Source organism: Mycobacterium sp. NGS48 (assembly GCF_059812585.1).
Genome location: NZ_JCALCY010000002.1, coordinates 266,403 through 284,735, shown reverse-complemented (window position 1 = coordinate 284,735; position 18,333 = coordinate 266,403). Strand labels below are relative to the sequence as shown.

Sequence of the window (18,333 nt, the reverse complement as noted above, 5' to 3'; positions counted from 1 at the left end):
TTAGTTATGCTGTCAAGCGTGACTGTGGCCCACCCGAAGCGGCGCATGACCGCCGAAGGCCGGCGCGCGCAGATCCTCGACGTCACCCACGCGATCGTCGACGCCGAAGGGTTTCACGCGGCAACGCCGAACCGCATCGCAGGGCAGGCCGGCATCAATCGGTCGTTGATCTATCAGAAGTTCGGCGACCTGGCAGGGCTGTTCGTCGAGCTGATCGACCGCGAAGCGGCACGGGCCGGCGCTCAGTTCGCCGAAGCGACCTCCGGATTGGACGTTGCCGCCGAAGACCAATCGCTGGTGCTCGCGTTCGACGGTGTGCTGGCCGCCGTCGACGCCCACCCGGCGACCTGGCGGCTGTTTTTGTTCCCACCGCAGGGCGCTCCACCGGAGTTATATGCCCGGCTGGCGCAATCCGAGGCCGCCGTACGTGAGTTCTTTGTCCGGGAACTGCTGCGCATCAATCCCCATCTGCATGATCCCGAATACACTGCTCGAATTTTGCACGCTTCCGGCCGCGAACTGTTGCAGCTGCACCTCAGCGATCCCCACACCGCGACCGTGGAGCGGCTGCGCACCTTTGTGCGGCGATTCGGTTCCGAGCTCGTGGTCCCGTCGCGGTGACGAAATGTCAGGCCGTGCGGCCTCTTTCGGTGCGATACCGGCGCACCAGCGCATCGGTCGAGCTGTCCGACTGCTCACCCGGCGAGGCGTCGTCGACCAGCACCGGCAACAGCTCCTTGGCCTGAGTCTTGCCCAGCTCCACACCCCACTGGTCGAACGAGTCGATACCCCACACCACACCCTCGGTGAACACCTGGTGCTCGTAGAGCGCGATCAACTGCCCGAGCACCGACGGGGTGAGCCGGCCCGCCAGAATCGACGTGGTCGGCCGGTTGCCGGGCATGACCTTGTGCGGCACCACATCCGGCGATGTTCCCTCGGCGGCGATCTCGTCGGCGGTCTTGCCGAACGCCAGCACCTGCGTTTGGGCGAAGAAGTTGCTCATCAACAAGTCGTGCATGCTGCCGTCGCCGTCGGCGGTCGGCAAATCGTCGAGTGGCTGGGAAAACCCGATGAAATCGGCGGGCACCAACCGGGTGCCCTGGTGTAGCAACTGGTAGAAGGCGTGTTGGCCGTTGGTTCCCGGCTCACCCCAATAGATTTCGCCGGTGTCGGTGACGACAGGCGTGCCGTCGGCGCGGGTCGACTTGCCGTTGGACTCCATGGTCAGCTGCTGCAGATAGGCGGCGAACCGCGCCAGGTCATTGGAATACGGCAACACCGCCCGCGACTGCGCATCGAAGAAGTTGGAGTACCACAGCTCGATCAGCCCGAGCAGCGCCGGCGCGTTGGATTCCAGCGGAGCGGTCTTGAAATGCTCGTCGACGATGTGGAATCCGGACAGGAAGTCGGCGAAGGCTTCTCGGCCGATTGCGGCCATCACCGACAGCCCGATCGCCGAATCGACCGAATACCGTCCGCCGACCCAGTCCCAGAATCCGAACATGTTCTCGGTGTCGATGCCGAAGTCCGACACGCGTTCGGAGTTGGTGGACACCGCGACGAAATGCTTTGCCACCGCGTCGTCACCGAGCGCGTCGGTCAGCCAGCGTCGCGCCGCGGTCGCGTTAGTCAGTGTCTCCAGGGTGGAAAACGTTTTGGAGGCGACGATGAAAAGAGTTGTGGCCGGGTCTAAATCAGCCAACGTCGCGACGAGGTCGGCCGGATCGACGTTGGAGACGAACCGCGCCGAGATGCCCGCGTCGGCGTAGTGGCGCAGCGCCTGGTACACCATCACCGGCCCGAGGTCCGAGCCGCCGATGCCGATGTTGATGACCGTGCTGATCCGCTTGCCCGTCGCGCCGGTCCACTCGCCGCTGCGCAGCCGGTCGGTGAAATCACCCATCGCGTCGAGCACGGCGTGCACGTCCTCGACGACGTTCTGCCCGTCGACGGTCAGTTTGGCGTCGCGCGGCAGCCGCAGCGCGGTGTGCAGCACCGCCCGGTTTTCCGACGTGTTGATGTGCTTGCCGGCGAACATCTCGTCGCGGCGCTGCTCGAGTCCGGCCGCCCGGGCCAGGTCGGCCAACAGCGTGAGTGTCTCGCGGGTGACGCGGTGCTTGCTGTAGTCGATATAGAGGTCACCGACGGTGACCGTCAGTTCGCGGCCGCGGTCTGGGTCGTCGGCGAAGAGCTCGCGCAGATGGAGGTCTTTGATCTGGTCGTGATGTCCGCGCAGCGCGCTCCAGGCTGGAGTGGCGGTGATGTCAGGGATAGCGGCAATCATATTTTCGACCCTAGTCGGGCCGGTCAAGGGTTGAGTCGGTCAATTGTTGGCGAGCACGCGGGCAAACAGCACGTTGTTCTCCTTGTGAACGTGCATGTGTAAGTCGGATTCGATTTCTTCCAGGCCCGCGAGCATGGCCGTGTAGGTGGGGCAGGCGTCAGGCGGAACGGTGTAACCGCTGGTAAGTTGCCGCAACTCGGCGAGCAGTTCACCGGCGCGGTCGTGTTGCTTCATATTCTCCTCCAGCGCGGCGTGCAACTGTTCAGAGATGGGACCGCCGGCCCCGTTGCGCGCAAGGATTTCTGGAAACAATACCGTCTCCTCGGTGCGCAGATGCGGCTCGACCTTATGGCGTAGCTCGCCGAATGCTTCCCGCACCCGGGCCAACTCGGCGTGGTTTGGGCCGTGGACGGTTGCCACCTTATCCACCAGTGCCGACATCCGCGGAAATTCCTCCCAGAGGAACCGATGGTGGCTAGTGAGAATGTGCTCGATCAACGCCGGATCATCGAGATCCGCCCAACCGGCCCGCTGTCCGGGCTCTTCGGCGTTCAACGCGGCGAGAAGCTCGCCTGCATCGATTCGTGCCGCGCTACAGGCGTCACCGAGCGGCCGTCGGCCATTACAGCAGTAGTCGATTCCGAAGCGTTCCAGAATCCGAGTGCGGGAGGGATCCGCGGTAACGATGTCGCCAAGGATGGTGTCGGAGGTGTAGCTGGCCATCGGAACTTCCTTCGCTCGGGTCGCACCAAAAGCTTAGGATTTGCCGGCTTTAATTCTTAGGGGTCCGACCGGTGACATGACCCACAGCCATGAGATGACTAAAGCCTCTAGTGACCGAGCCGTCCGCGACCCATCCGCAGCAGCAGCATGGCCAGGTCTTTGCCATCCAGACCGAGCTCGCTGTAGCGCTCGATGACTTTCATCTCGCGACTGTGTACCAAGCGCGTCCCGCCGGAGGCCATCCGGACCTTGCCGATCGCCTGGGAGACCTCGGTGCGGCGCTTGACCGCGGCCAGAATCTCGGCATCCAGCCGATCAATCTCATGCCGCAGCTCATTGATGTCGGAAAGCTGTTCGGTTTCTGTAGTCATGGGTTGTGACTCCGCATTCTCGCTGTTGGTGGCTTCTGATTTCATCCGTGTCCGGGCCTCACACAACAGACGAGCCCCGGATCGCAGATGCGGACCGCGGGGCTCTGGGAAGCAGCTAGACCACGGGCACCGCTGTCCGGTACCCGTAGAAAAATCGATGCTGCGTGTAGAGCACGAATGGAAGTGTGCCACTAACGGTCGTGCCAGCGCAAAGGTGTCACCGAACGGCGGTAAGTTTGGACGCATATGACCGCGCACGTTGCCGACACCGAAGCAGACCAACTCCTCGACGGGCTCAACCCGCAGCAGCGCCAGGCCGTGCTGCACGAAGGTTCGCCGCTGCTGATCGTCGCCGGCGCGGGGTCCGGCAAGACCGCCGTCTTGACGCGACGGATCGCCTACCTGATGGCCGCCCGCGACGTCGGCCCTGGTCAGGTTCTGGCCATCACCTTCACCAACAAGGCCGCCGCCGAGATGCGCGAGCGGGTGATCCAGCTGACAGGAGCACGCGCCGGGTTCTCTATGTGGGTGTCGACGTTCCATTCGACCTGCGTGCGGATCCTGCGCAACCAAGCCGCGTTGGTCCCCGGCCTGAATTCCAACTTCTCGATCTACGATGCCGACGATTCGCGGCGGCTGCTGCAGATGATCGGCAAGGACATGGGACTGGATATCAAGCGGTATTCGCCGCGGCTGCTGGCCAACGCCATCTCCAACCTGAAAAACGAGCTGGTCGACCCGCAACGGGCGATGTCGGATCTCTCCGAGGAATCCGACGACCTAGCCCGCACCGTGGCCGCCGTCTACTCCGAATACCAGCACCGGCTGCGGGCGGCCAACGCGCTGGACTTCGACGACTTGATCGGCGAGACCGTCGCAGTGTTGCAAGCCTTCCCGCAGATCGCTCAGCATTACCGCAGGCGGTTCCGGCACATCCTGGTCGACGAATACCAGGACACCAACCACGCGCAATACGTGCTGGTGCGTGAGCTCGCGGGACACGGCACCAACGACGACGTGCGACCTGCGGAGCTTTGCGTGGTCGGTGACGCCGACCAGTCGATCTACGCCTTCCGCGGCGCCACGATCCGCAATATCGAAGATTTCGAACGCGACTACCCGAACGCCACAACGATTCTGCTGGAACAGAATTACCGCTCGACGCAGAACATCCTGTCAGCGGCGAACTCGGTGATCGCGCGGAACTCTGGGCGCCGGGAAAAGCGGCTGTGGACCGATGCCGGCGAGGGCGAGCTGATCGTCGGCTATGTCGCCGACAACGAACACGACGAGGCACGCTTTGTCGCCGAGGAGATCGACGCACTGGCGCAGAACGGTGACATCACCTACAACGATGTGGCGGTTTTCTACCGGACCAACAACTCGTCGCGGTCGCTGGAAGAGGTGTTCATCCGGGCCGGTATCCCATACAAAGTCGTTGGCGGAGTGCGGTTTTACGAGCGCAGGGAGATCCGCGACGTCGTCGCCTACCTGCGGGTGCTGGACAACCCGGGCGACGCGGTGAGCCTGCGCCGCATTCTCAACACACCGCGGCGGGGGATCGGTGACCGCGCCGAGGCCTGTGTGGCTGTGTACGCCGAGAGCACCGGGGCGACTTTTGCCGACGCGCTGCAGGCCGCCGCGGCTGGCAAAGTTCCGATGCTGAATTCCCGTGCGGTCAATGCGATCAAGGGTTTTGTCGACATGCTCGACGAGCTGCGGGGTCACCTTGATGGTGATCTGGGCGAGCTGGTCGAGGCGGTGCTGGACCGCACTGGCTATCGCTCGGAGCTGGAATCGTCCAGCGACCCCCAAGATCTTGCCCGGCTGGATAACCTCAACGAACTCGTCAGCGTCGCACACGAATTCGCGACCGATTTGGCCAACGCAGCCGCACTCGAGGATGCTCCCGACGACGAAGACGTGCCCGACACCGGTGTGCTGGCACAGTTTCTGGAACGGGTTTCGCTGGTCGCCGATGCCGACGAGATCCCCGAACATACCGCCGGTGTGGTGACGTTGATGACGCTGCATACCGCCAAAGGGCTGGAGTTTCCGGTCGTGTTCGTGACCGGGTGGGAGGACGGGATGTTCCCGCATATGCGGGCCTTGGGCGATCCGACCGAGCTCTGCGAGGAGCGGCGGCTGGCCTACGTCGGTATCACCCGGGCACGGCAGCGGCTTTATCTGAGCCGGGCAAAGGTCCGCTCGTCGTGGGGACAGCCGATGCTCAACCCCGAGTCGCGGTTCCTGCGGGAGATCCCGGAGGACCTCATCGACTGGCGGCGCACCGACCCCGCCCCGACGTTCAGCGCACCGGTGAGCGGCGCCGGCCGGTTCGGGCCGGCGAGGCCGTCACCGACCCGCGCGTCGTCGAGCAAACGCCCGCTGCTGGTGTTGCAGCCCGGTGACCGGGTGTCGCACGACAAGTACGGGTTGGGCCGGGTGGAGGAAGTTTCCGGGGTCGGGGAATCGGCGATGTCGCTGATCGACTTCGGCAGCTCGGGGCGAGTCAAGCTGATGCATAACCACGCCCCGGTCACCAAGCTCTAGCCCGCGCGGGCTAACGCTGAGGCAGCCAGCGTTTGGTTTCCGGGTGCATTGCCAGCACCGCGCTGGCGACCGGCAGCACCCACAGCGTGTGCACAATCCACGCGACGTGCGCGCCGGCGATGAATATGCCGAGATAAGTCAGCACCGCCACTACGGCGCCGGCCACGATGAGGTAGCGGCCCAGCGTTCGCCGCCGTAGCAGCATGATCACACCCGACACGGTGGCCAGCGCGAACACCAACGCGAGAAACGCGACCGCGACGCAAAACAACCGATCGGATTGCCACCAGCCCGCGATCAATTCGGTGGCCACCACCGACGTTGCCCAGCCGCTGACGATGCTGACGGCGGCGGCGGCGATGGCTACCCGGCTGGCCGGTACCTCCGCCGTATGCGTGCCGGCGCCGGGACGCGGGGCGGGGTGGCCGCTGGAGGTCGGGGGCTGGCGCGGGATGTGGGTGGTGCGGGCATCGTCTGCTATCGCCGGGAGCGGCGTGGTGGGCGCTCGGCGGATGATGCGAGTCCGGGGCGCTTCGTCGTGGGATGTCGTCACCTCAGGCCTTCCTGTGGTGTCCTCGGGTGGCGGTGTGGCCGCGGCGGAGTCCGCAGCGTCGCCGTCGCAAAAAGGACCATCAGATCGATGGTAGGCGCACTATCGCCGAGTCGGCTTGGCCACCGATCAACCGGCGAAGCTGCCGAGGCTGAGGCCCCGCTTGGCCAGCCACGGCACCGGGTCCACCCGGTCCGAGCCGTTGAGCAACACCTCGAAATGCAGGTGCGGTCCGGTGGAATTGCCGCGGTTGCCCATCGTGGCAATCTGATCGCCGGCCATCACCCGCTCACCGACACTGACCGTGGTGGTGTTGACGTGACCGTAGAGCGTCACCGTCCCGTCGGCATGGCGCAGTTTGACCCACATTCCGTAGCCGGCGGTCGGGCCGGCGTCGACGACGACGCCGTCGGACACCGCCACGATCGGGGTCCCGATCGAGTTCGCGATGTCGATACCGGCGTGCAGCACCCCCCAGCGGTAGCCGAAGTTGGAGGTGAACAGGCCCTTTGTCGGCATGACGAACAGTGGCTGCTGGAGTCGCGCCTCGCGCTGAGCCCGCTCTTGGGCAAACGCCACGCCCTTGGCGAGTTCGGCACTGTGCACCGCTGCGCTGGCAGCCGGTTGCACGGTGACCATTTGCATACCCCGCGGCGAGGTGGTGATCGGCCCGCCGTTGATCGCTGAGGCGTCGGCGGCCAGGACGGTTTCGGCATTGGCAGTGTCGGACGGATGCGTCGCAGAGTGCGCGGCCGCAGCGGCGGCCCCGGCCGCCATCGCGGTGATCAACACCCGGCCGCGCACCGCACTGCTCGGCTGCTTGCGGTGCTGTCCGCGACGCCAGGGCTGCTCGGTGCCGTCGACGCCATTGGAGTGACTGCGCAGGTCGAACCGGTGTCGGTCGGTGCGAGCCTCGTCCGGCGTCAGCCGGTGCCTGCTGGGGCGGGCCAGTCGTAACGGGGTCAGATCGTCGGTGTCGTCGAGGTCGTCCAACTCGGGCGCCCGCAGCACCGCTGCTTCGGTGTCGAAGACGCTGTTGTCGCAGAAGTCCAGGTCGTCGAGGTTGTCAAGTTCCCCGAACTCGTTGAACGGAATGATGTCGGTGACTTCGTTGCGGTCGAAATCTGACCAGCGGTCGCTCGATCCGCGAGAGTCTCCTAAGGCAGGAGACCGGGCGGAAAGGTGCTGGGTCAACCTGATTTGTCCCTCGGGTCGTAACCATAACGTTATCTGGACCCTGAGACGTTAACCGCAGAGCGGCGGAGCTCGCAATCCCGCGCCAAAGATCCGTCCGAGAATGTGACTTGAATCACGCAACCCGGGCGGTGAGATCGACCACATCGGCGGATGCCGACGATGGAACCTTCTGGCCGTGTCGATACAGTTCCCGCAAGCGGGGTTCGGGAAACCCGACCCGCGGACACACAGGCCGACACATAGAAGTGAGCCCATGGATCTTTTCGAGTACCAGGCGAAGGAATTGTTCGCCAAGCACAACGTGCCCACCACGCCCGGCCGGGTGACCGTCGACGCCGACGACGCGAAGGCGATCGCCCAGGAAATCGGTCGCCCGGTGATGGTCAAAGCGCAAGTCAAGACCGGTGGTCGGGGCAAGGCCGGCGGCGTGAAGTACGCCGCGACGCCCGACGACACCTACACCCACGCCAACAACATCCTCGGTCTGGACATCAAGGGCCACATCGTGAAGAAGTTGTTGGTCTCGGAAGCCAGCGATATCGCCGAGGAGTACTACATCTCCTTCTTACTCGACCGGGCCAACCGCACCTACCTGGCGATGTGCTCGGTGGAGGGCGGTATGGAGATCGAGGAAGTCGCCGCTACCAAGCCCGAGCGGCTGGCCAAGGTCCCCGTCGACGCGGTCAAGGGCGTCGATCTGGCGTTTGCGCGGTCCATCGCCGAGCAGGGTCATCTGCCGGGCGAGGTGCTCGATGCCGCGGCAGTCACCATCCAGAAGCTCTGGGAGTGTTTCGTCGCCGAGGACGCCACGCTGGTCGAGGTCAACCCGCTGGTGCGCACCCCCGACGATCAGATCCTGGCGCTGGACGGCAAGGTGACGCTCGACGGCAACGCCGACTTCCGCCAGCCCGGGCATGCCGAGTTCGAAGATCGCGACGCCACCGACCCGCTGGAGCTGAAGGCCAAAGAACACGACCTCAACTACGTCAAGCTGGACGGACAGATTGGGATCATCGGCAACGGCGCCGGCTTGGTGATGTCGACGCTGGACGTGGCCGCCTATGCCGGCGAGAAGCACGGCGGCGTGAAGCCGGCCAACTTCCTGGACATCGGCGGCGGCGCATCCGCCGAGGTGATGGCGGCCGGCCTGGACGTCATCCTGGGTGACCCGCAGGTCAAGAGCGTGTTCGTCAACGTATTCGGCGGCATCACCGCCTGCGACGCGGTGGCCAGTGGCATCGTGTCGGCGCTGCAGATGCTTGGCGACACCGCCACCAAGCCGCTGGTGGTTCGGCTCGACGGCAACAACGTCGAGGAGGGCCGGCGCATCCTGGCTGAGGCCGACCACCCGCTGGTGACGCTGGTGGCCACGATGGATGAGGCCGCCGACAAAGCCGCCGAGCTGGCGAGCGCCTGACAAGGAGAGATGACTTCATGGCTATTTTCCTGACCAAAGAGAACAAGGTCATCGTTCAGGGCATCACCGGCAGCGAGGCCACCGTGCACACCGCCCGGATGCTGCGGGCCGGCACCCAGATCGTCGGCGGTGTCAACGCCCGTAAGGCCGGCACCACCGTCACCCATGAAGACAAAGGTGGCCGGGTCATCAAGCTGCCGGTATTCGGCAGTGTCGCGGAGGCCATGAAAGAGACCGGCGCCGACGTCTCGATCATCTTCGTGCCGCCCAAGTTCGCCAAGGACGCCATCATCGAGGCCGTCGACGCCGAGATTCCGCTGCTGGTCGTCATCACCGAAGGAATTCCGGTGCAGGACAGCGCATACGCGTGGGCCTACAACGTCGGCAAGGGCAACAAGACCCGGATCATCGGCCCGAACTGTCCCGGGATCATCACCCCCGGCCAGGCGTTGGTCGGAATTACGCCGGCTAACATCAGCGGGCCCGGTCCGATCGGCCTGGTGTCGAAGTCGGGCACGTTGACCTATCAGATGATGTTCGAGCTGCGTGACTTCGGGTTCTCCACCGCGATCGGCATCGGCGGCGACCCGGTGATCGGCACCACTCACATCGACGCCATCGAGGCGTTCGAGAAGGATCCGGAGACCAAGGTCATCGTGATGATCGGCGAGATCGGCGGCGACGCCGAGGAACGCGCCGCCGACTACATCAAAGCCAACGTCTCCAAGCCCGTCGTCGGCTACGTCGCCGGGTTCACCGCTCCGGAAGGCAAGACGATGGGCCACGCCGGTGCCATCGTGTCCGGTTCGTCAGGCACCGCTGCCGCCAAGAAAGAAGCCCTGGAAGCGGCCGGCGTCAAGGTCGGCAAAACGCCGTCGGAGACCGCGGCGCTGGCGCGGAAGCTCCTGCAGGACTTGTGACCGTCGATCCCCGCACTCCCGTCGTCGTCGGTGTCGGGCAAGCTGCCGAACGGATCGACGACCCGTACTACCGCGCAATGTCAGCCGTGGAGCTGGCCGCCGCCGGAGCCCGAGCCGCGCTGGACGACTGCGGCGCCGACGTCGCCAAGGTGGCCGCGGCGATCGACACCGTCGCGGGCGTGCGCCAGTTCGAGATCTCCGGACCGGCTCAGCCGGTGTTGGGCAAGTCGAACAACTACCCACGCTCGGTGGCCAATCGGATCGGCGCCGACCCGGCCCGGGCGATTCTGGAGGTGGTGGGCGGACAAGGCCCGCAGCACCTGATCACCGAACTGGCCGGTGGGATCGCCGCCGGCCAGGCCGAGGTCGTGTTGATCTTCGGGTCGGACGCGACGTCGACGACGCGCTACTTCGCCGCGGCCGACAACCGGCCGGACTTCACCGAAACGGTCGAGGGAACGCTGGAAGACCGCGGCTACGGCATCGAGGGACTCATCAGCCGCTACACAGTGGTGCACGGCTTGGTGGACGCGCCCACTCAATACGCGTTGCTGGAGAATGCCCGACGGGCCGGGACCGGACTGGGGCCGGCCGACTATCGGCGGCGAATGGGTGAGCTGTTCGCGCCGTTTTCCAATGTCGCCGCCGACAATCCGTTCGCCGCTGCACCGGTGCAACGCGACGTCGAAGAACTGATCACCGTCACCGAGAGCAACCGGATGATCTCCGAGCCGTACCCGCGGCTGCTCGTCGCCCGTGACCAGGTCAACCAGGGTGCGGCCGCACTGCTGATGTCGGTGGAGGCCGCACGCAAACTCGGTGTGCCCGAAGAGAACTGGGTCTACCTGCACGGGCATTCGGATATGGAAGAGCAGAGTCTGCTGGATCGGCCCGATCTCGGGGATGCCCCGTCGGCGGTGATGGCGGTGCGCGAAGCGCTGGCTGTCGCCGGCATCGGCATCGACGACATCGCCACGTTCGATTTGTACAGTTGCTTCCCGGTGCCGGTGTTCAACATCTGCGACGGGATGGGCATTGCGCCTGACGATCCGCGTGGGCTGACCCTGACCGGTGGCCTGCCGTTCTTCGGCGGGGCCGGCAACAATTACTCGATGCACGGTGTGGCCGAGACCGTGGCGCAGATGCGCAGTCGGCCAGGGCAATTCGGTCTCGTCGGCGCCAACGGCGGCATCATGAGCAAGTACTCGGTCGGGGTCTACTCGAGCACGCCGGTGGAATGGAAGGGCGATCGCAGCGCGCAGCTGCAGGCACAGATCGCCGAAGCGCCCACGGTGGCGGTGACCGAGCAGGCCGAAGGGTTCGGCACTGTCGAGACCTACACGGTCCGGCGCGACAAGGGCCGGCTGACCGGGATCATCATCGGCCGCTTGACCGCCGACGACAGCCGGTTTTTGGCCACCACCGAGGACGACGACTTGATCGCGTTGCTGACCGACGGCGATCCGCTCGGACAGTCGGTTTCGGTGCGCGCGTTCGATTACGGCAATCGCTGCACGCTCACCTAACTATTTTCCCGCGAGTGTGCGTGTCCCCGGTCGACACGCCGACATAAAACCCGTTTCTGCGCACCCTCGGCGCTAAACGGAGGCGGCCAGCTTCCCGGCCAGCCGCTCCACGTAGGCGGCCACCTCATCTTCGGAACGGTCCGGCAAGCCGAACAGCACCTCGGTGACGCCCAGTTCGGCCCAGTGGGCCAACTTCTCGGGCACCGGCTTGAAGTCCAGCGCCACAATCTGCGGCGCCCCGTCGCGGCCCGTGGCCGCCCAGGTGTCCTGCAATAGCTTCACCGGCTCGTCGATGTCGAAGTCCCGTGGGGTGGTGATCCAGCCGTCGGCGCTACGCGCAATCCACTTGAAGTTCTTTTCGGTGCCGGCCGCGCCCACCAGGACCGGGATATGCGACTGCACCGGCTTGGGCCAGGCCCAACTGGGCCCGAAGTTGACGAACTCACCCCGGTAGGCGGCTTCCTCCTCGGTCCACAACGCCCGCATCGCCTCGAGGTATTCACGCAGCATCGTGCGGCGCCGGCCGGGCGGCACACCATGGTCGGCGAGTTCGTCGGTGTTCCAGCCGAACCCCACGCCGAGGCTCACCCGGCCGCCGGACAGATGGTCCAGGGTGGCAATCGATTTGGCCAGCGTGATCGGATCATGTTCCACCGGCAGCGCCACCGCTGTGGACAACCGGACCCGTGACGTGACCGCGCACGCCGCGCCCAAACTCACCCACGGATCCAACGTGCGCATGTAGCGGTCGTCGGGTAGCGACTCGTCGCCGGTGGTCGGGTGTGCCGCCTCGCGCTTGATCGGGATATGCGTGTGCTCCGGGACATAGAAGGTGTGGAAGCCATGGCTTTCTGCGAGGGTGGCGGCCGCGGCCGGGGAGATACCACGGTCACTGGTGAACAGCACAAGCCCGTAATCCATGCCCTGAATTAGAACGTGTTCCAATCCAGTGGGCAACCGCGGGGGTGACAGATTGAGACACGAGGGGCGCAGCGCCTTCACCAGTCGGTGCGCTAGCGTGGATGATCGAATCGCGTCGCAACGCCGCGCCAGCCGTCACGGCGTTCATGGAGCGGTCCGACGTAGCGTCGCGGGGAGCGGCGCGTGGCAGTTACAAGTGCCGCACGACAGTGGGGCCGGAACAGCACTGGAAGCACAGGAGAAGCCATGACCTACTCGCCCGGCAGTCCCGGATATCCGCCCGCTCAGTCGCAGGGCTCCTACGGAGCATCCGCCCCGTCGTTCGCGAAATCTGATGACCACGCCAGCAATTTGGGCCTCTACTTGACCATCGCGGTGGCGGCCCTCGGCTTGGCAAGCTACTTGGCGAGCTTCGGCACGATGTTCAACGTCGACTCCGACGTCGGTCCGGCCGTACCGGTTTCCGGCGACATCGGAATCGGGATCCTCGCGGCGCTGGTGGCTGCGCTGCTCGCCGCCGTCAGTTTGGTGCCCAAGGCCAAGAACTACGCGGCTGTGGTAGCGGCGATTGCGGTGTTGGGCGCGCTGACGGCGATCAAAGAGACGCTCAGCACGCCGAGCGGTGTCTCGGCCGCCTGGGCGCTGTGGTTCATCCTGGCCTGCGGCGTGATCCAGGCGATCGTCGCGGTCGTTGCGCTCCTGCTGGAGGCCGGCGTCATCACCCCGCCTGCGCCGCGACCCAAGTACGACCAGTACGGCGGTCACTACGGCCAGTACGGTTACTACGGCCAGCAACAGGGCCACTACCAGCAGCAGCACAGCCCGCAGTCGCCCCAGGGCTACGGATCGCAGTATGGCGGCTACCCGTCTTCGCCGTCGACCGGCGGCTTCAGCACAGTCGGCCAGCAGACCGGCCAGCAGCAGCAGTCTTCGCAGCAGGGCTCCCAACACGGCCCGGCCACGCCGCCCACGGGCTTCCCCAGCTACGGCCAACCGCCGTCGAGCGGTTCGGGGTCGCAGACCTCAGGTCAGGGAAGCTCCGGCAGTCAGAGCGGTTCGGGACAGAGCCAGCAGTCGTACGGTCAGGGACAGCAACCGCAGTCTCCGTCATCAGGCCCGTCTCAGTCCTGACGGGCGCAGCGGGTCGCCACCGGGAGCATGTGGTGATCGACAGCGCGACGACGAGCGCAGCTGGTTAGCAACGTGCGCGAAGAGTGACGTGGGTGGCTGACAATCCAGCGGCGGGCGCCCGTCAGGCCCGTGACCTGTTGCGGGTGGCGTTCGGCCCGGCTGTGATGGCACTGGTCATCATCGCCGCGGTGACGTTGCTGCAGTTGCTGATGGCCAACAGCGACATGACCGGCGCGCTGGGCGCCATCGCGAGCATGTGGCTGGGTGTTCATCAGGTGCCTATCTCCATCGGCGGCCGTGAACTCGGTGTGATGCCGTTGTTGCCGGTGCTGCTGATGGTGTGGGGCGCTGCCCGCACCACGGCGCACGCCACGGCCAGCACGGCGTCGTGGTTCGTTATCCGCTGGATAGTGGCGTCAGCGCTGGGCGGGCCGCTGCTGATCGCGGCAATCTCCTTGGCCGTCATCCATGATGCCGCCTCGGTGATCACCGAGCTGCAAACGCCGAGCGCGCTGCGGGCGTTCGTGAGCGTGCTGGTGGTGCACGGCATCGGCGCGACGATCGGGGTCGGTTCCCGGGTGGGCCGCCGGGCCGTGGCCATTTCGCCGTTGCCCCACTGGCTGTTTGATTCACTGCGAGGCGCGGTCGCGGGCATGCTGGCGTTGCTGGGTCTGTCCGGGATCGTGACGGCCGGCTCGCTGATCGTGCACTGGGGGACGATGCACGAGCTTTATGCGATCACCGATTCGATATTCGGCCAATTCAGTCTGACCGTGCTGTCGGTGTTGTATGCGCCCAACGTCATCGTCGGGACCGCCGCAGTTGCGGTCGGATCCAGTGTCCATCTGGGATTCGCGACGTTCAGCTCGTTCACCGTGTTCGGCGGCGACATCCCCTCCCTGCCGGTTCTGGCTGCGGCTCCGAGCCCGCCGTTGGGGCCGGTTTGGGTCGCGCTGCTGATCATCGGCGCATCCGCCGGAGTGGCGGTCGGGCAGCAATGCGCACGACGCCCGCTTCCGGCGTTGGCGGCAGTGGCCAAGCTGTTGGTTGCAGCGGTGCTCGCGGCGCTGACGATGGCGCTGCTCGGCTACGCCGGCAGTGGGCAGTTGGGCAACTTCGGCCCTGTCGGCGTCGACCAGGGCACCTTCGCCGTCGCGGTATTCCTCTGGTTTGCGATCGTGGGATTGATCACGGTCGTGATGGCCGGCGGGGTCAGCCGCCTGCCCCGCAAGCCCAAGACCGTACCGTCTGCCGCCGAGCCCGACGACCTGCCCCGCAAGCCCAAAACCGTACCGCCTGCCGCCGAGCCCGACGATCGACCGGACCTGCCGGACCCGGCGCAGGTTGATTCCGTCGCCGAACCCGCCGGCGACGAGCCCGAAACGCCGACCGACACGGGCGACCTACCGCCAGACACGGACTGAGGCTCGGTTGTCCAGCTACGCTCAGCCTGTGCAGCAACCGCTCCGTGTGCCTCCCAGCGCGCCGGCACGGCTGGTGGTTCTGGCTTCGGGTACCGGTTCGCTGCTCGAGTCACTGCTCGGCGCCGCCGTCGGGGATTACCCCGGCCGAGTGGTCGCTGTTGGGGTGGATCGTGCTTGCCGGGCCGCCGAGGTCGCCACCGCGGCGACGCTGCCGATCTTCACCGCCCGGCTCAAGGACTACCCGGACCGTGACGCCTGGGACGCCGCGCTCACCGAAGCCACCACAGCCCATTCGCCCGATCTGATCATCTCCGCCGGATTCATGAAGATCCTTGGTCCGCAGTTTCTTTCACGATTCTCGGGCCGCATCGTCAACTCGCACCCGACCCTGCTGCCGGCGTTTCCCGGTGCGCACGGGGTCGCCGACGCGCTGGACTACGGGGTGAAGATCACCGGCTGTACGGTGCACCTGGTCGACGCCGGCACCGACACCGGGCCGATACTTGCTCAGCACGTCGTTCCGGTGCTCGACGGCGACGACGAGCAGACCCTGCACGAGCGAATCAAGGTCACCGAGCGGCAGCTGTTGGTCGACGTGGTGGCCGCGGTGGCAACCGGCGGCGTGACGTGGAGCGGACGAAAGGCGATTATCGGGTGAGCAACGACGGGAGACGGCCGGTCCGTCGCGCATTGATCAGCGTCTACGACAAGACAGGACTGATCGACCTCGCCCGCGGCCTGCACGCCGCCGGCGTCGATATCGTCTCGACCGGCTCGACGGCGAAAACGATTGCAGGCGAGGGTATTCCGGTCACCCCGGTGGAGGATGTCACCGGCTTTCCGGAGGTGTTGGACGGCCGGGTCAAGACCCTGCATCCGCATGTGCATGCCGGGTTGCTCGCCGACCTGCGCAAGCCGGAGCACGCCGCGGCTCTCGAGCAGCTTGGGATCGCCGCATTCGAGCTGGTGGTGGTCAATCTGTATCCGTTCGGCGAGACGGTGGACTCCGGCGCCGGCGTCGACGAATGCGTCGAACAGATCGATATCGGCGGACCGTCGATGGTGCGGGCGGCGGCCAAGAACCATCCCAGCGTCGCAGTGGTGGTCGACCCGCTCGGCTACGACGGCGTGCTCGCCGCGGTGACCAATGGCGGATTCACCCTCGCCGAGCGGAAGAAGTTGGCGTCTTTGGCATTCCGGCATACCGCCGACTACGACATCGCGGTTGCCGGCTGGATGGAGTCGACGCTGGCGCCCGAGCAGCCACAGACGTCTTTCCCGGAGTGGTTCGCCGGGTCGTGGCGGCGCTCGACCCTGCTCCGGTACGGCGAGAACCCGCATCAGCAGGCGGCGCTCTACACCGACGACGGCGGTTGGCCGGGACTGGCGCAGGCCGACCAGCTGCACGGAAAAGAGATGTCCTACAACAACTTCACCGACGCTGATGCCGCCTGGCGGGCGGCGTTCGACCACGAGCAGACGTGTGTGGCGATCATCAAACACGCCAACCCGTGCGGGATCGCAATCTCCTCGGTTTCAGTCGCCGCCGCGCATCGCAAAGCCCATGAGTGCGACCCGCTCAGCGCGTTCGGTGGAGTGATCGCGGCCAACACCGAAGTCAGCGTCGAGATGGCCGAATACGTCAGCACCATCTTCACCGAAGTGATTGTTGCGCCGGCGTATGCCCCCGGGGCCGTCGACGTGCTGGCGCGCAAGAAGAACATCCGGGTGCTGGTAGCTTCCGAGCCGCTCGGCGGCGGCACCGAGGTACGGCAGATCAGCGGCGGACTGCTGATGCAGCAACGTGACCGCCTCGACGCAGTCGGGGACAACCCGGCCAACTGGACGCTGGCAGCTGGCTCTCCCGCCGGCCCAGCAACGTTGGAAGACTTAGTGTTTGCCTGGCGCACCTGTCGCGCGGTGAAGTCCAACGCGATCGTGGTCGCCGCCGACGGGGCCACGATCGGTGTCGGCATGGGTCAGGTCAACCGCGTCGACGCGGCCCGGTTGGCTGTCGAGCGCGGCGGGGAGCGGGTACAGGGCGCGGTCGCGGCGTCCGACGCGTTCTTCCCGTTCCCGGACGGGCTGGAGACGCTGGCCGCCGCAGGGGTCACGGCGATCGTCCATCCCGGCGGCTCGGTTCGCGACGACGAGGTGACCGCCGCTGCAGCCAAAGCCGGAGTCACGCTGTATCTGACCGGCGCGCGGCACTTCGCGCACTAGGCTCTCCGCGAGAGTGCAACTACCGACGCGCCTACTCGAGAAACGCGTCGCTAACCCCACTTTCGCGAAAGGGCTTAGGCGCTGGCTTCGTCCGGGACGGTCGTCACGTAGCGGATGAAGCCGGCGACCTCTTCGACCGCGCGGCGGGCGTCGGGGTTGACGTCGAAGCTGAGCTGGAACATGTGCATGGACTTGTGCCACTCCTGCAGCCACACCGGAACCTCGGCTGCCCGCAACCGCTCGGCCAGCGTCCGGGCGTCGTTGAGCAGCATCTCGTGGGTGCCGACTTGCAGCAGGCACGGGCCGAGCCCGCGCAGGTCTGCTTCCGGCGGCATTACCGGTAGCGGGCGGGTGCCGTTGACGGTGGCGAACACGTCGTAGATGAACTTGACCGTCATGAACGGAAACATCACGTCGCGGTGGTTCTTGAGGGCGCGGTACTTCAACTCCATGTCCGACGACGTCAGCGGTGACAGCAGTGCCTGCCCGGCCGGCACTGGCAGCCCGGCGTCCCTGGCCGCCAGCGCGGTTTGGGCGGCCATCAATCCGCCTGCCGAATCTCCGGCCACCACAACGTGTTCCGCGGGAAATCCGCGGGATAGCACGTACCGGTAGGCGTCGAGCCCGTCGGACACCGCGTCTTCAATGCCAACCTGCGGGGCCAGCCGATAGCCCACATTGAACACCTGGGCGCCGGTCGCGGCCGACAGCTTGCTGACGAAGCGGCGGTGTGAATTTAGGCCCAAGGTGACCAGCGCCGAGCCGTGGAAGTAGACGATGACCCGACCAGAGCCACGTGCCGAGTCAGCGACCACCCACTCGGCTGAGCAGTGCGGCAGCCGCACAACCGTGACTTCGGTGTCCGGCAGCGGCGGAATCACCCGCAGCGGCTTGTCGATGACGTCGAGGCGGGCGCGCTGCAGGGCATCCGGGCGGAAGCGGTTGACGATCATGCCGACGACAGTCAAGACCGTCAGCACTGGCCGGACGAAGATCGCCGTCAACAGGGCAAGCAGGCTCTGCTGCCAGCAGGCCGGCCCGAAGTGCGCGGTCGCGGGACGATCACGCCAATCCAGCAGGTTCACGAAAC

At 65.9% G+C, this 18,333-nt stretch carries 16 protein-coding genes; 9 read left to right on the top strand and 7 right to left on the bottom strand.

What is annotated here, in order from left to right:
* The first annotated feature begins 45 nt into the window (after window positions 1-45).
* The gene (locus AC5Y42_RS04995) at window positions 46-621 is read left to right on the top strand and encodes a TetR/AcrR family transcriptional regulator (RefSeq protein WP_499896765.1); all 576 of its coding nucleotides are present in this window, start codon (window positions 46-48) and stop codon (window positions 619-621) included.
* Between the two features lie 7 nt (window positions 622-628).
* Here the strand turns inward: AC5Y42_RS04995 and pgi are convergent, their stop codons facing one another.
* From pgi to AC5Y42_RS04980, 3 genes are all read right to left on the bottom strand, one after another.
* Complete coding sequence (pgi, locus tag AC5Y42_RS04990) at window positions 629-2,287, bottom strand: glucose-6-phosphate isomerase (protein ID WP_499896261.1); 1,659 nt, start codon at window positions 2,285-2,287, stop codon at window positions 629-631.
* A 39-nt stretch (window positions 2,288-2,326) separates the two neighbouring features.
* Window positions 2,327-3,010, bottom strand: coding sequence for an iron-sulfur cluster repair di-iron protein (gene ric / locus AC5Y42_RS04985; protein WP_499896259.1), 684 nt, complete (start codon window positions 3,008-3,010; stop codon window positions 2,327-2,329).
* Between the two features lie 107 nt (window positions 3,011-3,117).
* A complete protein-coding gene (locus AC5Y42_RS04980; protein WP_499896258.1) occupies window positions 3,118-3,426 on the bottom strand; it encodes a chorismate mutase in 309 nt (102 codons plus the stop codon).
* A 201-nt stretch (window positions 3,427-3,627) separates the two neighbouring features.
* Here AC5Y42_RS04980 and pcrA point away from each other — a divergent pair, with 201 nt between their 5' ends.
* Window positions 3,628-5,934, top strand: a complete 2,307-nt coding sequence (pcrA, locus tag AC5Y42_RS04975) for a DNA helicase PcrA (protein WP_499896257.1) — start codon at window positions 3,628-3,630, stop codon at window positions 5,932-5,934.
* A 10-nt stretch (window positions 5,935-5,944) separates the two neighbouring features.
* On the opposite strand, the gene AC5Y42_RS04970 is transcribed toward pcrA, so the two are convergent.
* Both AC5Y42_RS04970 and AC5Y42_RS04965 read right to left on the bottom strand, forming a co-directional pair.
* The gene (locus AC5Y42_RS04970; RefSeq protein ID WP_499896256.1) at window positions 5,945-6,487 is read right to left on the bottom strand and encodes a hypothetical protein; all 543 of its coding nucleotides are present in this window, start codon (window positions 6,485-6,487) and stop codon (window positions 5,945-5,947) included.
* Between the two features lie 126 nt (window positions 6,488-6,613).
* Window positions 6,614-7,678 carry a M23 family metallopeptidase gene (locus AC5Y42_RS04965; RefSeq protein WP_499896254.1) on the bottom strand — a complete coding sequence of 355 codons (1,065 nt, stop codon included), beginning with the start codon at window positions 7,676-7,678 and terminating at the stop codon, window positions 6,614-6,616.
* Between the two features lie 256 nt (window positions 7,679-7,934).
* Between AC5Y42_RS04965 and sucC the strand changes: the two genes are divergently transcribed.
* The 3 genes from sucC to AC5Y42_RS04950 are packed head-to-tail and all read left to right on the top strand — an operon-like array spanning window position 7,935 to window position 11,544.
* Window positions 7,935-9,098, top strand: coding sequence for an ADP-forming succinate--CoA ligase subunit beta (gene sucC / locus AC5Y42_RS04960; RefSeq protein ID WP_499896252.1), 1,164 nt, complete (start codon window positions 7,935-7,937; stop codon window positions 9,096-9,098).
* A gap of 17 nt (window positions 9,099-9,115) precedes the next feature.
* Window positions 9,116-10,018: a succinate--CoA ligase subunit alpha gene (gene sucD / locus AC5Y42_RS04955; protein ID WP_499896250.1), complete on the top strand. Its 903-nt coding sequence runs from the start codon at window positions 9,116-9,118 to the stop codon at window positions 10,016-10,018.
* Window positions 10,015-11,544: an acetyl-CoA acetyltransferase gene (locus AC5Y42_RS04950; RefSeq protein ID WP_499896248.1), complete on the top strand. Its 1,530-nt coding sequence runs from the start codon at window positions 10,015-10,017 to the stop codon at window positions 11,542-11,544. The genes sucD and AC5Y42_RS04950 overlap by 4 nt, the downstream gene beginning before the upstream one ends.
* 72 nt (window positions 11,545-11,616) lie before the next feature.
* On the opposite strand, the gene AC5Y42_RS04945 is transcribed toward AC5Y42_RS04950, so the two are convergent.
* Window positions 11,617-12,465, bottom strand: coding sequence for an LLM class F420-dependent oxidoreductase (locus tag AC5Y42_RS04945; protein WP_499896246.1), 849 nt, complete (start codon window positions 12,463-12,465; stop codon window positions 11,617-11,619).
* Window positions 12,466-12,711: 246 nt separating this feature from the next.
* Here AC5Y42_RS04945 and AC5Y42_RS04940 point away from each other — a divergent pair, with 246 nt between their 5' ends.
* The 4 genes from AC5Y42_RS04940 to purH all read left to right on the top strand — a co-directional run bounded on the left by AC5Y42_RS04940 (window position 12,712) and on the right by purH (window position 17,243).
* Window positions 12,712-13,596, top strand: a complete 885-nt coding sequence (locus AC5Y42_RS04940; protein ID WP_499896245.1) for a DUF5336 domain-containing protein — start codon at window positions 12,712-12,714, stop codon at window positions 13,594-13,596.
* Between the two features lie 92 nt (window positions 13,597-13,688).
* Complete coding sequence (locus tag AC5Y42_RS04935) at window positions 13,689-15,020, top strand: cell division protein PerM (RefSeq protein WP_499896243.1); 1,332 nt, start codon at window positions 13,689-13,691, stop codon at window positions 15,018-15,020.
* 28 nt (window positions 15,021-15,048) lie between these two features.
* Complete coding sequence (purN, locus tag AC5Y42_RS04930; protein WP_499896242.1) at window positions 15,049-15,678, top strand: phosphoribosylglycinamide formyltransferase; 630 nt, start codon at window positions 15,049-15,051, stop codon at window positions 15,676-15,678.
* Complete coding sequence (purH, locus tag AC5Y42_RS04925) at window positions 15,675-17,243, top strand: bifunctional phosphoribosylaminoimidazolecarboxamide formyltransferase/IMP cyclohydrolase (RefSeq protein WP_499896240.1); 1,569 nt, start codon at window positions 15,675-15,677, stop codon at window positions 17,241-17,243. Before purN ends, purH begins: the two co-directional genes overlap by 4 nt.
* A gap of 74 nt (window positions 17,244-17,317) precedes the next feature.
* Here the strand turns inward: purH and AC5Y42_RS04920 are convergent, their stop codons facing one another.
* Complete coding sequence (locus AC5Y42_RS04920) at window positions 17,318-18,328, bottom strand: alpha/beta hydrolase (RefSeq protein ID WP_499896238.1); 1,011 nt, start codon at window positions 18,326-18,328, stop codon at window positions 17,318-17,320.
* Window positions 18,329-18,333 lie beyond the last annotated feature (5 nt).

Bases quoted from the DNA above. Each gene is read 5' to 3' on its own strand.
- sucD (WP_499896250.1), top strand. From the start codon at position 9,116: ATGGCTATTTTCCTGACCAAAGAGAACAAGGTCATCGTTCAGGGCATC.
- sucC (WP_499896252.1), top strand. From the start codon at position 7,935: ATGGATCTTTTCGAGTACCAGGCGAAGGAATTGTTCGCCAAGCACAAC.
- AC5Y42_RS04995 (WP_499896765.1), top strand. From the start codon at position 46: ATGACCGCCGAAGGCCGGCGCGCGCAGATCCTCGACGTCACCCACGCG.
- pgi (WP_499896261.1), bottom strand. From the start codon at position 2,287: ATGATTGCCGCTATCCCTGACATCACCGCCACTCCAGCCTGGAGCGCG.
- AC5Y42_RS04940 (WP_499896245.1), top strand. From the start codon at position 12,712: ATGACCTACTCGCCCGGCAGTCCCGGATATCCGCCCGCTCAGTCGCAG.
- ric (WP_499896259.1), bottom strand. From the start codon at position 3,010: ATGGCCAGCTACACCTCCGACACCATCCTTGGCGACATCGTTACCGCG.
- AC5Y42_RS04980 (WP_499896258.1), bottom strand. From the start codon at position 3,426: ATGAAATCAGAAGCCACCAACAGCGAGAATGCGGAGTCACAACCCATG.
- AC5Y42_RS04945 (WP_499896246.1), bottom strand. From the start codon at position 12,465: ATGGATTACGGGCTTGTGCTGTTCACCAGTGACCGTGGTATCTCCCCG.
- pcrA (WP_499896257.1), top strand. From the start codon at position 3,628: ATGACCGCGCACGTTGCCGACACCGAAGCAGACCAACTCCTCGACGGG.